The 13,677-nt window shown below is 62.3% G+C and carries 12 protein-coding genes; 4 read left to right on the forward strand and 8 right to left on the reverse strand.

Annotated features, from left to right (window positions below; all coding sequences use genetic code 11):
- Window positions 1–356 precede the first annotated feature (356 nt).
- The 3 genes from ACTJJN_RS23215 (at window position 357) to ACTJJN_RS23225 (ending at window position 5,245) form a co-directional block, all read left to right on the forward strand.
- A complete protein-coding gene (locus tag ACTJJN_RS23215; RefSeq protein ID WP_012051438.1) occupies window positions 357–1,253 on the forward strand; it encodes a formate/nitrite transporter family protein in 897 nt (298 codons plus the stop codon).
- A 281-nt stretch (window positions 1,254–1,534) separates the two neighbouring features.
- A complete protein-coding gene (locus ACTJJN_RS23220) occupies window positions 1,535–2,608 on the forward strand; it encodes a diguanylate cyclase (protein ID WP_088512936.1) in 1,074 nt (357 codons plus the stop codon).
- 51 nt (window positions 2,609–2,659) lie between these two features.
- Window positions 2,660–5,245 (forward strand): bifunctional diguanylate cyclase/phosphodiesterase, encoded by a 2,586-nt coding sequence (locus ACTJJN_RS23225; protein WP_221101149.1) that lies wholly within the window; start codon window positions 2,660–2,662, stop codon window positions 5,243–5,245.
- 14 nt (window positions 5,246–5,259) lie between these two features.
- Here ACTJJN_RS23225 and ACTJJN_RS23230 read toward each other — a convergent pair whose 3' ends face one another.
- From ACTJJN_RS23230 to ACTJJN_RS23265, 8 genes are all read right to left on the reverse strand, one after another.
- On the reverse strand, window positions 5,260–5,598 hold the full coding sequence (locus tag ACTJJN_RS23230; protein WP_012051435.1) for a DUF2025 family protein: 339 nt from the start codon (window positions 5,596–5,598) through the stop codon (window positions 5,260–5,262).
- Between the two features lie 219 nt (window positions 5,599–5,817).
- Window positions 5,818–6,687, reverse strand: coding sequence for an efflux RND transporter periplasmic adaptor subunit (locus ACTJJN_RS23235; RefSeq protein WP_161773486.1), 870 nt, complete (start codon window positions 6,685–6,687; stop codon window positions 5,818–5,820).
- Between the two features lie 12 nt (window positions 6,688–6,699).
- Entirely contained in the window at window positions 6,700–6,906 is a 207-nt protein-coding gene (locus ACTJJN_RS23240) for a DUF1656 domain-containing protein (protein WP_012051433.1), read from the reverse strand.
- Window positions 6,893–8,881 (reverse strand): FUSC family protein, encoded by a 1,989-nt coding sequence (locus ACTJJN_RS23245; protein ID WP_221101148.1) that lies wholly within the window; start codon window positions 8,879–8,881, stop codon window positions 6,893–6,895. Before ACTJJN_RS23245 ends, ACTJJN_RS23240 begins: the two co-directional genes overlap by 14 nt.
- 204 nt (window positions 8,882–9,085) lie before the next feature.
- A complete protein-coding gene (ccoM, locus tag ACTJJN_RS23250) occupies window positions 9,086–9,202 on the reverse strand; it encodes a cytochrome c oxidase subunit CcoM (protein WP_003254862.1) in 117 nt (38 codons plus the stop codon).
- Window positions 9,203–9,337: 135 nt separating this feature from the next.
- Window positions 9,338–9,499 carry a hypothetical protein gene (locus ACTJJN_RS23255; RefSeq protein WP_003254864.1) on the reverse strand — a complete coding sequence of 54 codons (162 nt, stop codon included), beginning with the start codon at window positions 9,497–9,499 and terminating at the stop codon, window positions 9,338–9,340.
- Window positions 9,500–9,566: 67 nt separating this feature from the next.
- Window positions 9,567–9,896, reverse strand: a complete 330-nt coding sequence (locus ACTJJN_RS23260) for a hypothetical protein (RefSeq protein WP_014755547.1) — start codon at window positions 9,894–9,896, stop codon at window positions 9,567–9,569.
- Between the two features lie 63 nt (window positions 9,897–9,959).
- Window positions 9,960–10,655 carry a M949_RS01915 family surface polysaccharide biosynthesis protein gene (locus ACTJJN_RS23265; RefSeq protein ID WP_004576201.1) on the reverse strand — a complete coding sequence of 232 codons (696 nt, stop codon included), beginning with the start codon at window positions 10,653–10,655 and terminating at the stop codon, window positions 9,960–9,962.
- Window positions 10,656–10,805: 150 nt separating this feature from the next.
- On the opposite strand from ACTJJN_RS23265, the gene rapA reads away from it, so the two are divergent.
- Entirely contained in the window at window positions 10,806–13,652 is a 2,847-nt protein-coding gene (gene rapA, locus ACTJJN_RS23270) for an RNA polymerase-associated protein RapA (RefSeq protein WP_014755546.1), read from the forward strand.
- Window positions 13,653–13,677 lie beyond the last annotated feature (25 nt).

Here is a 13,677-nt window from a genome sequence, read left to right on the forward strand (position 1 = left end):
ACTATCAGTCCGTACTCACAAGCACCCACACGAATTGCTTGATTCAATTTGTTAAAGAGCGTTTGGTTAAGAGCTTTTCGCCCCAACCGAGGCGCGCATTCTACGCTTTCCTCAGAACCTGTCAAGCGTTTATTTTGAAGTTTTTTACCACTGCTTTCTTTCGAAAGCTAACAACTTCAACAACTTACCGCTTGCCCCGAAGCGTTCATCGCTGCGAGGAGGCGAATAATACGCGCTTTGAAATCAGAGTCAACACCTTGTTCTGAAAAACTTTTCCATCAACGTTTTGCCGCTAACCGGCAACTAATGAAAGCGCCGTGGATCTGTAAAGAAACACACCACGGAGCGTAGCGGCCATGAGCGATGGGCAAAGCGAGAAAACCCCCGGCCTCTCTGCAGATGAAGAGCAGGAGGTCAGCCACAGCCAACCGCCGCGGGCGGCTGTGCTGCACGAAATCATTCGCTACCAGGGCGACCAGGAACTGGAACGTACACTTGCCGCGTTGTGGTGGTCCGCACTTGCCGCCGGCCTGTCCATGGGGCTGTCGTTGATGGCCATGGGGCTATTCTACGCCCGCCTGCCGGAAGGCGATGGTGCCCAGGTGGTCGCCAGCATCGGCTACAGTGCGGGCTTTCTTGCCGTGATCCTGGCACGCCAGCAACTGTTCACCGAAAATACGCTCACCGCCGTGCTGCCCGTCATGACCGCCCCTACGCTGGCCAACTTCGGACGACTGCTACGCCTCTGGGGCGTGGTGTTGTTTGGCAACCTGGCAGGCACCCTGCTGGTAGCCTGGGTGATGCTGGAACTGCCGATCTTCGACAGCAAGACCGATGTGGCATTCCTGGAGGTCGGTCGCAAGGTAATGAAGAACGACATCAGCCAAATGTTCGCCAAGGGCATAGTCTCAGGCTGGATGATTGCCACCATGGTCTGGATGATCCCTTCAATGGAGCACGCCAAGATCTGGATCATTCTGATGATCACCTACCTGATGGCCCTTGGCGATTTCACTCATATAGTGGTGGGGTCAGTCGAAGTGTCCTACCTGGTGTGGGCTGGCGACGAAACCTGGAGCCGTTTCTGGCTGGAATTTGCACTGCCGACGCTGGCGGGCAACATCATCGGTGGCAGTTTCATCTTCGCCTTGATCAGCCATGCGCAAGTGCGCAGTGACAGTGGCAAACCACCCTCGCGGCTTCTGAACGACGACCAGCCCCAGTCCGCGCGCAGCAGACATGAGCCAAAATGATACTCAGCGTGCCGCTACGGTGAGCTCATGCCCCTGGCCCTGCTTACTCATGGGCCAGGGCTACACATCCGTTCTGCCCGCCATGCGGTGACTCCAGATTGCCCCGCTCCCGTCCGCGGCGCGCTCAGTCGCATCTGAGCCTGGTTATCGACGGCCCACCACAGTGATCGAATCAACCGTGAATTGGCTTGTAAGGTCATTTCTCGCCGAAGTAACACTGTTCAACAATATTCATCCGAATTATGCGATGAACGGTACACCGGCAGAAGAAGATCAGCATTATGGACAATCGCATCGGCAAAGGGCTTTCATTCGTCAAGCGCATCTACCTGCCGCGGGTCATTGGCCTGGGAATCGGCCTGTTCACTGTCATGGCGGCGATTGCGCCGCTGTCGCCCCCCTCCTGGACATGGCTGCTAGTACTGTTCAATGGTTTGCTGTGGCCGCACGTGGCCTACCAGTGGGCTGCCCGCTCGACAACGCCTTACCAGGCGGAACAGCGCAACCTTCTGCTGGACTCGCTGATGGGCGGGTTCTGGACTGCCGCCATGCACTTCAACCCGCTACCCAGCGTGACCGTGCTGTCGATGATGACGATGAACAACGTCGCCGCCGGCGGCAAGCGCATGGTCTTTCGCGGAGCGCTGGCGCAACTGGCTGGCATGCTCGCCGCCATCCTGCTGCTTGGCCCTGGCTTGCAATTGATCGCCACGCCCCTGCAGGTCTATGCGTGCCTGCCAATGCTGGCGCTGTACCCACTGGCCTTGGGCTGGGTGTGCTACCAGCTTGCGATCAAGCTGGGCGACCACAAGCGCCGGCTGAGCGCCCTGAGCCTCACCGACAGCCTGACCGGGCTGTTCAACCACGGCGCCTGGAAGGACCTGCTGCAGCTCAAGTTCCAGGCGTGCAGGCAGCGACAGGGGCACGCGGTGATTGCCCTGATCGACATCGATCACTTCAAGACCATCAACGACACCTTTGGCCATGTGGTCGGCGACTGTGTACTGCGCCAGCTCAGCGCTGAGCTGCGGCGCAGTTTGCGCGAGGGCGACCAGGCCGGGCGTTACGGCGGCGACGAATTCTGCGTGATCCTGCCCGAAATCAGCGAAGCCCAGGCCTGCCAAGTCATGGAGCGTCTGCGCGAGCGGGTTTCCAGCTACCGCAACACACAGTTACCGCACCTGCGCATCAGCCTGAGTATCGGCCTGTCACCCTTCGAGGCCAACCTCGAGTCCCCCGAGCACTGGCTCGAACAGGCGGACAAGGCGCTGTACATCGCCAAGCACGCTGGCCGCGATCAGGTCAATTTTGCCCGCGGTGAAGCTGCCGCGCTCAGGCTGGCCTATCCTGATTGAACCTCCTTCCTGTCTGCCTGGAGGGAGGTTGCCTGAAGGAGCCGCTCGCGCATGGCCAGGACCGCCAAGCTTCTACCCGCTAGCCCCACACCGCGCTTTCAGGTGCGCCACCTCATTGCCGGTTTCAGCGCAGTGTTCGGCCTGGCTTGCCTGGTCATTCTCGGCGCTCTGTTCAATATCGCCAGCACACTCGACCAACAGGAGCGCCAGCGTAGCGCCTTCCATGCGAACCAGGCGCTGGAACAACGGCTGCTCGCCTCGCGCCAGTTTCTGTCCAGCTATGCCGTATGGGATGCAGCCTTCGAGCACCTGTCGGGCCAAGCCGACTGGCAATGGGCCTACGAGGAAAAGAACGTAGGCGAGTCGCTGTACAGCGCCAGCGGCTACGAAGGGGTGTTCGTAGTGGAAAACGACCGCACCACCTATGCCTTGTTCAAAGGCCAGCCCAGCCAGGCAGGCGCTGACAGCTATATAGACACACCACTGCAGCCGATCATCGAACAGGCCCGCGCGGCGGCGATTTCACGCGAGCAGGTCACCCGTTTCGTGCTGTTCAATGGCTGGCCGGCCGCACTCAGTGCAGCAGCCGTGCGCCCGGACCGGGAGGTTACCGACAGCGAGGTGAGTCAGGCGCCGGTGATGCTGTTCATTGACCAGCTCACCGAAAGCAAACTGGCGCAGTTGGGCAACGGCGCCGGCCTGACGGGCATGCACGTGGAAAAGGAGGATATGCAGGATCACAGCCACCTGCGCATCGACCTGGGCGACACCGGCTACCATCTGACCTGGAACAGCCCACTGCCGGGGCGTCAGATGCTGCGGGCAGTGTTGCCAGCACTGTTGTGCGCACTACTGATACTTGGCTTGGTGATGCTGTACCTGTTCCGCCATGCCTTGCGCAGCTCCCGGGCAATCGGCCTCACGCTCGTGCATCTGCAACAAAGCAACCAGGCCCTGGAGGCCAGCGAGCAGCGTTTCCGCGCGGTGGCCGAATCGGCATCCGACTGGATCTGGGAAACCGACCGGCATCAACGCCTGACCTACCTGTCGCAACGCTTCGCCAACGTCACCGGCTACCCGGTAGACGGCTGGCTGGGCCACCCGCTCAACCAGTTGCTGGCCTGCGACACCACGCCGTTGTCACCTTGGCTCGACGCCCTGGCTACCGCCGACCCGCAGCAATTGGCCAACCTGCGCTGCACTTACCGCGACCAGAATGGCCAGAACCGCTACTGCCGGATATCCGCCCGCGCTATCTGGCGCGATGGCAAGGCCATCGGTTTTCGGGGTACCGCCAGCGATATCACCGACGAAGTCGACGCCCACGCGCGCATCCAGCATCTTTCGCTGCACGACCCACTGACCGGGCTGGCCAACCGCAACAAACTCGCCCGGCACTTGGAGCAGGCCTTGTTGCGCGGCAGTGACTCGCCGCCGCTGACCTTGTTGCTGCTGGACCTGGACAACTTCAAGCCGATCAACGACTCGCTCGGTCATGCCGCCGGAGATGCCGTGCTGCAAGAAGTGGCAACGCGCCTGCGCGACACCACCCGCGATGGCGACCTGGTCGCGCGTCTGGGCGGCGACGAGTTCATCCTGGTACTCAGCGGCATGGACAACAGCAGCGAGATCGACCGCTTCTGTGCGCGCCTGATCGGCCTGCTGCAGCAACCCATCGTCTTCGAAAACCAGCCGCTGCACATTGGTGCCAGTATTGGCGTTGCCCAGACGCGCAACCAGGGCTTCGATGCAGGTGAACTGATCCGCTGCGCCGACATCGCCCTGTACCAGGCCAAGGCCGATGGAAAGAACACATGGCGCTACTTCGTTGCCGAAATGAACCAGCAGATCCAGTACCGCCGCCAGCTGGAGAACGACCTGCGCCGGGCCCTGCGCAATGAGGAGTTCGAGTTGCATTACCAGCCACGCTACCGCCTCGACGACCTGCGTATCGTCGCGGTCGAGGCCTTGGTGCGCTGGCGGCATCCACAGGAAGGGTTACTGGGGCCGGACACCTTCATTCCGTTGGCCGAGCAGAGCGACATCATTGTTGCGCTGGGCCGCTGGGTGCTTCGCGAAGCTTGCCGCACTGCCCATGACTGGCCAGCCGACGTGCTGGTTTCGGTCAACCTGTCGCCTGCGCAATTCTTGCGCAGCGATGTGGTAGCCGACGTGCGCGAAATTTTGCTCGACACGGCCTTCCCCGCCCAGCGGTTGGAACTGGAGATTACCGAGAACGTGATGCTCAACGACATCGAGGGCGCGCTAGGCACCATGCTGTCGCTCAAGGAGCTAGGGGTGCGCCTGAACATGGATGATTTCGGCACCGGCTATTCGTCGTTGGGCTACCTGCGTACTTACCCGTTCGACAGCATCAAGATCGACAAACGCTTCATCAGCGGCCTGAACAACAACGGCGGCAGCGACCGCGCTGTGGTCCAGGCCATCATCAACCTGGGTGAGGCGATGGGGCTGACAGTGACAGCCGAAGGCGTGGAAAGCGAACATCAACTCAAGGCGCTGGAAAACGATCGCTGCCATGAAGTGCAAGGCTATTACCTGAGCATGCCCCTGGACAGCGCCGGATTGGCGGCGTTGTTGCACCAAACCTCCCAAAGCACTGCACAGCCCTTGTAGACGCGGCCTTGCTCCTAAACAGACTGAGTGTGCTGCTGCAGGCTGCGCTGCGCCACGATTTCGGGCAGATCACAGCGGCGCAGGTAGGCGCGCAGCGGTTCACCAATGTTCAAGCGGTCATCCACATGCTGATCCAGCAACAGCGACAGCCGTTCGCGGCACAACACCATGCGCAGCCCTTGCTCGGGCCGCCAGACAAACTCGCTGCAGGGGGTGATACTGGCGTCGGCCACGTCCATGCCGAACGCGTCCTCGGAGAAACGCACGATATGAACACCGCGCTTGCCGTGAAAACCGACAAAGCCCTTTAGCTGATCGGCGGCGTTGCAGATATCCTGGGAAGTGATGGCCATGACGTAACCTCGCAATGAAATCGGAAGATACGCACGCCTGGCGGAAGAAGGGTTGCCTCTGTCGGGCAACTCACAGCGGCAGCCTAACGCAACTGGCGGGCCGTTCGCCAAGTTTTTTCGTGCCCGACGTCGTCGACGACCTCAAGCTGTACTGCCTTCACCACACGACCCGGCTGTACCGCTTCGACCGTTACATCTCTGTCTATTGAGGCAGCACCATCACTGCGGGTCGCGGTCCTCATGCACTTGCACACTCGCCGTCATACCCGCACTCAAGGTCAGCCCTTCCGGCACCTGATCCAGGCGAATCCTCACAGGTATGCGCTGGGCCAGTCGTACCCAGTTGAAGGTCGGCTCTACCTCCGGCAGCAACTGGCTGTCCGGGTTGCTGTTGCGGTCGGTGATGCCGCGGCTGATGCTCTCCACGTGCCCCTGCATCGGTTCACCCGTGCCCATCAGCCACACCTTCACGGTGTCCCCAACGCGAATGCGCGGCAGCTTGGTTTCCTCGAAATAGGCCTGGATGTAGAACGTCGAATCATCCACCAGCGCCATCACCGATTCCCCGGTGTTCACATAATTGCCTTCGGCCAGACGCAGATTGGTGATATGCCCGCTGCGCGGTGCCCGCACCTCACTGCGCGCCAGGTTGATCCTGGCCACCTGCAACTGCGCCTCGGCCTCATGCAACTCGCCACGCGCGATGGCGGCATTGATCTGGGCGTTTTCACGCAACTCGGCACTGATCGCCTCTGGCCCCAAGGCAGTACGCCGGGCTGCTTCACGCTCGCGCAAGCGCAGTTGCTGGGCGCGGGTCTCGGTCACCGCGCTGGCCTGATCTAGCGCGGCCTGGAAGCGCTCGCGGTCAATGCTCATCAACAAGTCGCCAGCCTTGACCTGCTGGTTGTCATGAACCTTGAGTTCGCGAACCCAGCCAGACACGTCAGGCGCAATCACCACCACATCGGCGCGCACACGGGCATCGCGCGTCCATGGGGTGAGCATGTAGTACTGCCACAGCTGGTAGCCGGCCAACACGGCCAGGGCCACCACACACAGGGTCACCAGAATACGTACGGCCGCACGCATCGAAACACTCCTTTATAAAGTTCCCAGCAGACGTACCACCAGGAACAACACACAGACGAACAGCGCTGCGTCGAACAGCGCTTCATGCCAGATCCAGCGCCCCAACGGTGTGGCATGCACCACCAGGCGCAGCAGGCCGGTGAGCAGCAGCGCCAACAACACATAAAGCAGAAACGGGCTGAGCAGCACACCGCCCACTTCCCACTCACGCAAACCCATGGGTGTCCTCCTGCCAGCGGCACCATTTGCCCCAGCTTTTCTGCAATTGCAGCACCGCCCCCTCGGCCAGCCGGAGCGGGTCGCTGGCTGGCAACCGACGCAAGGCTGCAATGAACTGCTCACTGGCAGCATCCAGCCGCTGCCCACGCCCGGCAGCCGGCCCTTTGGCCAGCACTGCTTCCACGTGTTGCAGGTACTCGCGCTCGGCCCGCCCCAAAGGGGCCTGGGCGACCGCCAGGCACATGCGCAGGTGCACCAGTTCGTCGCCGATATCCAGCCCGTGCAGGCCGTCATCCCAGCGTTTGCGTTCGCCTTCCGGTAATTCACTGGCATGCCGCGCCAGTTGCATCAGCCGGTCGGCCATGCGCCCGCCAAACCAGCTGTCAGCCCCGCGCAGGTCGCGCCGGGTCAGGCGCACCAAGTCGTTCTGCGTTGCAGCACGCAAGCGCCGGCCCAGCCAGGCCGGGTGGCGGAACACCAGTAAGCGGAAGGCCATGACCGCTGCCGACACCCCCACCAGCATGGCCAAGGCACTGTTCAACATGGTCGCCACGCCGAACTGCATGGCGTTGAGCGGCGACACCAGCACAATGAAGTGCAGGCAATAGGAAGTGGCTGTAGCCCCGGTACGCGGATGGGCCATGCCCAGTGCACCAACAAACAGTGGCACGCCCATGCCCAGGCAGAGCATGGCGAAACTGCTCCATTGCGGCAGCATGATCTGCCCGACCAGAAACGCCGCCGGTATCGCCAGGAATATCCCGCGCAGGAAACTCAGGCCGATCTGTGCGCCGTTCTCGCGACTGGCGAACAGGCTGCAGACCACGCAGGTCAGCACCAGGCCACCCGGTGCCGAAGGCCAGGCCGTGGCCAGCCAGAAACCACTCATTACCAGGAAGGCCAGCGCACTGCGCGAGCCGAACAGCAAGGCCAGCGACCAGTCTCGGTGCACGGCCAGACCCTGGGACACGTCCTTGGGCGCCCTGCCCGCCTCCACATCCTCAAGTGCCTGGCTGGCGGCCATGGCATAGTCCAATAGCAGGGCCATGCGCGCCAGGCAGAAGTGCTCCGCCGAACTGATCTGCTCGTCGTGTGCGGCATCCCAGATACGCTGACGCAACAACAACAGGCTGGGCTGGTCGGGTTGGTCGAGCAGCGTACGCACTTCCTGCAACCAAGGCGTCAAGTGCTCGACCTCACACTCATCCAGTTGCCGCCACTGGCGGCGCACCGAACGGGAAATACGCAACAACACCAGCAGTTTCTGGCTAAGGCCACGAATGGCACGGGCACGTTGGCGCCCGCGATTGCCCTCGAACCAGGCATGTTCACGTTGGCTGTCGATGGCAACGATGCGTCCCAGGCTTTCCAGCAGGCCTTTGCGCGCCTCGTCCTCTCCGCCCAGCATGGCGCTGGCGGCCTGCAGGCCGTTCTGCCAGGCCTGCCGCGCCTGCCCACCCAGTTGCTGCTCGACCCGCATGGGCCAGAGCAAGGCACTGCTGGCTGTTGCACAGAAAATACCCAGGCAGATCTCGGTACAGCGCGCCACGGCCTGGTCGAATACCTGCAGGGGGTGGTCAATGGCCGGCAAGGCAATGATCGCTGCGGTATAGCCGGCCAGCACGAAAGCATAGGCCCAGGCGCTGCGCAACTGGGTGGACGCGGCAGTACACAGGGCCAGCCACAGCGCCAAGGCAAGCAGGAACAGCCCGGGGGTCTGGGCGAACAGGCCGATGAACAGCACTGACATGACTGTGCCGACCAACGTGCCGGCCAACCGCGCCAAGCCTTTCTGCACCACCATGCCCGATAGCGGCTGGGCGACGATGAAAGCAGTCATCAATGCCCAGGAGGGTTGCTCCAGCCCCCAGCGCATCGCCAGCCACAACGCCAGGCCGCCACCGAGCAGGGTCTTGATGGCAAACTTGAGGGCGAGGCTGCTGGGCGCGAACAGGGCCTGAAAGGTGATGGGCACGAGGCGGACCTTGCGGGGAAAAGTCTTGCTGAAAAGATAGACAATGATAAGCAGAATAAAGCGGAAACGATTAATTAGCTAGCTAATCATGTATATGCGATGGGCCTGCACTGAGAGGGACAGCTCAGGCAATAAAAAATGCAGGCAAAAAAATGGGCGACCGAAGTCGCCCTAAATGCCTTGCGTGCTCGTGTACCCGGAAGGTCAGCGCGGCTTGCGCTTGTTCGAGTCCTTCCAGATGAAAATGCCCAGACCGGCAAAGAAGGCGACCATCAGCCCGACCGTTACCACACCGGCGATAACCACGTTGTCGAAGAACATGCTGGCCTCCCCATTCGTTTGCCGTTGTCCGATGGGTACACGTTAACCAATGTGGCGGCGGGAAAAATTGATCAGTGTCAATGGTGCCCGAGGCCGGGCACGCGAGCGGGGCGCAGGGTTGACCTGCGTCAAGTTTCAACGCTTCTTAGGTTTGCCCTTGGGCTTCTTTTTCTTGCTGGTACTCAAAGGCAGGGCCTGCTCGAAAGCATTGCGCATTTCGTTCAGCCGCTTTTCCTTGAGGTCGTGGACGCGCTTGGCACGTTCGGCATCGAAATCGATGAGGTTGTCTTGGCTCATGGGTGGGCTCGACGATCAACAGAGAAATGCATGATGAAGCCAGGCGCAGGCGCTGACCAGCCCCGTATCAGACTTCGATGTCCACCAGCAGTCCTTGGCGTACATGCTCGCCCATCAATGGCGCTACCGGCACGGTATTGTCGGCATTGACCTCGTCACCCGGGACGGCATCGTAGCGTTCCTGCTCGCCCTTATTGCGGTGTTGCTGCTGGCGGCGCTGTTCATCGCGCAGCAACAATACCTGCTCCTGCGGGTCGCGCTGGCGCTTGAGGTCAATGGCACTTTCGCCGGACGCAGGCTGCGTCGGCACCACCGGCTTGATATCGGGGGTTGGCTTGACCGGGTCCTGTTGCGAGGTGACCGGGGCGGCACTGAGCGGAATGATCGGCGGCAGCATGGACGTTCTCCTATGCCCCCTGTATCGGCAGGCGCAGCTTTACCTTGATGTCATGGACAACATTTACTCGGCTTCGTCACCCGGCTCGTCGTCGACTGGCGGACTGGCCTCGCTCCAGGGCCGCTTGTACACCTGTTGCCAAACCGCATCCATATGATCGCGTAACACCTGCGGCGCGGCTTTCAGCGAAGCGCTGTCCTCGCGCTCACCACCGATCGGTTCCTCGCCCGCCGGGGTGATCAGCGACTGGCCGGTAATGGTGTAACTGGCCTGCCCTTCACGCATCTCGATGGCGATGTCATGCGGGTCGATACCGCCGCCGCAGAACGCATGGCTGGCCACCGTTATCTCGGCCACACCATTCTTGTTCAGGTCGCTCACATCACTGACGTCATTATAGAAGTCCACGTCCAGGTCCAGCCCCGGGCAGGTCGTTTCCTGCTCGACCTGCCAACGCGCCTTGAAGGTGTCGTTCTCGGCCGTGCGCCCGTACAAGGTGGCCTTGAGCACCACCTTGTCCACTTCCTGTTCGCTTTCCAGGTCGCTGGCCTGGCCATCGCTGCGGCTCAGGACCAGCAGCCCTTCGCCGTCACTGTCACGAAAGTGCACGCTCTTTATCGGCGTCTGTACGCCCAGTACCTCAAGCTGCTCCATCGGAATGGGGGGCAATGTCTCAAAGTTTTTCTGCTCGCAGGCGCTCAGCAGCACCAGGCTGCCCACGGCCATCGAAGCGCTGATCCAGCGGTGCTTGGCAGACATGTTGATCCGGAGCCCTCGTCGGCGGCGCTGTGCAGGGCGATGAAACGACTAGACTGTGCCTTTCGATACCTTTCGGTGCTATCGGCACTTTGGTCTGACCGGCCGATCCGTTAACATAATCGGCTTTTTCATCGCGGGAGTTCAGGCAGTATGGCGCAGCAGTATCAACCGGGGCAACGCTGGATCAGCGACAGCGAAGCAGAGCTCGGCCTGGGTACCATCCTGGCGCAGGATGGCCGCCTGTTGACCGTGCTCTACCCGGCCACTGGCGACACCCGCCAGTATTCCCTGCGCAATGCGCCGCTGACCCGCGTGCGCTTCTCGCCAGGTGACCAGATCACCCACTTCGAAGGCTGGAAGCTGACCGTACGCGAAGTCGAGGACATCGACGGGCTGATGGTCTACCACGGCCTGGACGGGCAGAACCAGCCTCGCACCCTGCCCGAAACCCAGTTGTCGAACTTCATTCAGTTCCGCCTGGCCAGCGACCGCCTGTTCGCCGGGCAGATAGACCCACTGTCGTGGTTCAGCCTGCGCTACAACACCCTGCAGCACACCAGCAAGCAGATGCAGTCGGCACTGTGGGGGTTGGGCGGCTGCCGCGCACAGCCCATCGCCCACCAACTGCACATTGCCCGCGAAGTCGCCGACCGCAGCGCCCCGCGCGTTCTGCTGGCCGACGAAGTGGGCCTGGGCAAAACCATCGAAGCCGGCCTGGTCATCCACCGCCAGCTGCTGTCGGGTCGCGCCAGCCGCGTACTGATCCTGGTGCCGGAAAACCTCCAGCACCAGTGGCTGGTGGAAATGCGCCGGCGCTTCAATCTGCAAGTGGCGCTGTTCGACGCCGAGCGCTTCATCGAAAGCGACGCCAGCAACCCGTTCGAGGATGCCCAACTGGCGTTGGTTGCCCTGGAGTGGCTGGTCGATGACGAAAAGGCCCAGGACGCGCTGTTTGCCGCTGGCTGGGACCTGATGGTCGTCGACGAAGCCCACCACCTGGTCTGGCACGAAGACCAGGTCAGCGCCGAATACGGCCTGGTCGAGCAACTGGCCCAAGTGATCCCGGGCGTACTGCTGCTCACCGCCACCCCCGAGCAGCTTGGCCAGGACAGCCACTTCGCCCGCCTGCGCCTGCTCGACCCCAACCGTTTTCATGACCTGGCCGCTTTCCGCGCCGAGAGCGAACACTACCGCCCGGTAGCCGAGGCAGTGCAGGAACTGCTCGACGAAGGCCGCCTGTCGCCCAAGGCCCACGCCACCATCCTGGGCTTCCTGGGTGCCGAAGGCGAAGCCCTGCTGGCGGCAGTCAGCGACGGCGATACCCAGGCCAGCGCGCGGCTGATTCGCGAGCTGCTGGATCGCCACGGCACTGGCCGCGTGCTGTTCCGTAACACCCGTGCGGCGATCCAGGGCTTCCCCGAGCGCCAGTTGCACCCCTACCCGCTGCCCACGCCCGAGCAATACCGCGACCTGCCAGCCGGCGATCACGCCGAGCTGTACCCGGAAGTTGCCTTCCAGGCCCAGGGTGAAGTGGCCGATGACGAGCGCTGGTGGCGTTTCGACCCACGCGTCGACTGGCTGATCGACACCCTGAAGATGCTCAAGCGCACCAAAGTGCTGGTGATCTGCGCCCACGCCGAAACCGCCATGGACCTGGAAGACGCCCTGCGCGTGCGCTCCGGCATCCCGGCCTCGGTGTTCCATGAAGGCATGAGCATCCTCGAGCGCGACCGCGCCGCTGCCTACTTTGCCGATGAAGAGTTTGGCGCCCAGGTCCTGATCTGCTCGGAAATCGGCAGCGAAGGCCGCAACTTCCAGTTCGCTCATCACCTGGTGATGTTCGACCTGCCAGCGCACCCCGACCTGCTCGAACAGCGCATCGGCCGCCTTGACCGGATTGGTCAGAAGCACACTATCCAGTTGCACATCCCGTACCTGCAAGACAGCCCGCAAGAGCGCCTGTTCCAGTGGTACCACGAAGGGCTCAACGCCTTCCTCAACACCTGCCCCACCGGCAATGCCCTGCAGCACCAGTTCGGCCCACGCCTGCTGCCGCTGTTAGAAGGCGGCGATCACAAGGCCTGGGATACCCTGGTGGCCGACGCCCGCAGCGAGCGCGAGCGCCTGGAAGCCGAACTGCACACTGGCCGTGACCGCCTGCTGGAGCTCAATTCCGGCGGCGCCGGCGAAGGTCAGGCGCTGGTCGAGGCCATTCTCGAACAAGACGACCAGTTCGCCCTGCCGATCTACATGGAAACCCTGTTCGACGCCTTCGGCATCGACAGCGAAGACCATTCCGAGAACGCACTGATCCTCAAGCCGAGCGAGAAGATGCTCGATGCCAGCTTCCCGCTGGGCGACGATGAAGGCGTGACCATCACCTATGACCGTGGCCAGGCGCTGTCACGCGAGGACATGCAGTTCCTCACCTGGGAGCACCCGATGGTGCAGGGTGGCATGGATCTGGTGCTGTCAGGCTCGATGGGCAACACCGCCGTGGCGTTGATCAAGAACAAAGCGCTCAAACCAGGCACCGTACTGCTTGAACTGCTGTTCGTCAGCGAGGTGGTGGCACCCCGCAGCCTGCAACTGGGCCGCTACCTGCCGCCGGCGGCACTGCGCTGCCTGCTCGACGCCAATGGCAACGACCTGGCGTCACGCGTTGCCTTCGAAACCCTCAACGACCAGCTCGAGAGCGTACCGCGCGCCAGCGCCAACAAGTTCGTCCAGGCCCAGCGCGATGTGCTGGCCAAGCGTATCAGTGGCGGCGAGGAGAAGATCCTGCCGGCCCACAACGAGCGCGTGGCCGAAGCCCAGCGCCGCCTCACAGCCGAGGCCGACGAAGAGCTGGCGCGCCTGGTGGCATTGCAAGCGGTCAACCCAAGTGTGCGTGACAGCGAAATCGACGCCCTGCGCAAGCGGCGCGAAGATGGCCTGGCAATGCTGGAGAAGGCCGCCCTGCGCCTGGAAGCCATTCGCGTGCTGGTGGCTGGCTAACGCAGGCCCCGCGCCCTTGTGGGAG

The organism is Pseudomonas sp. 22515 (assembly GCF_052044625.1).
GTDB lineage: Bacteria > Pseudomonadota > Gammaproteobacteria > Pseudomonadales > Pseudomonadaceae > Aquipseudomonas > Aquipseudomonas alloputida.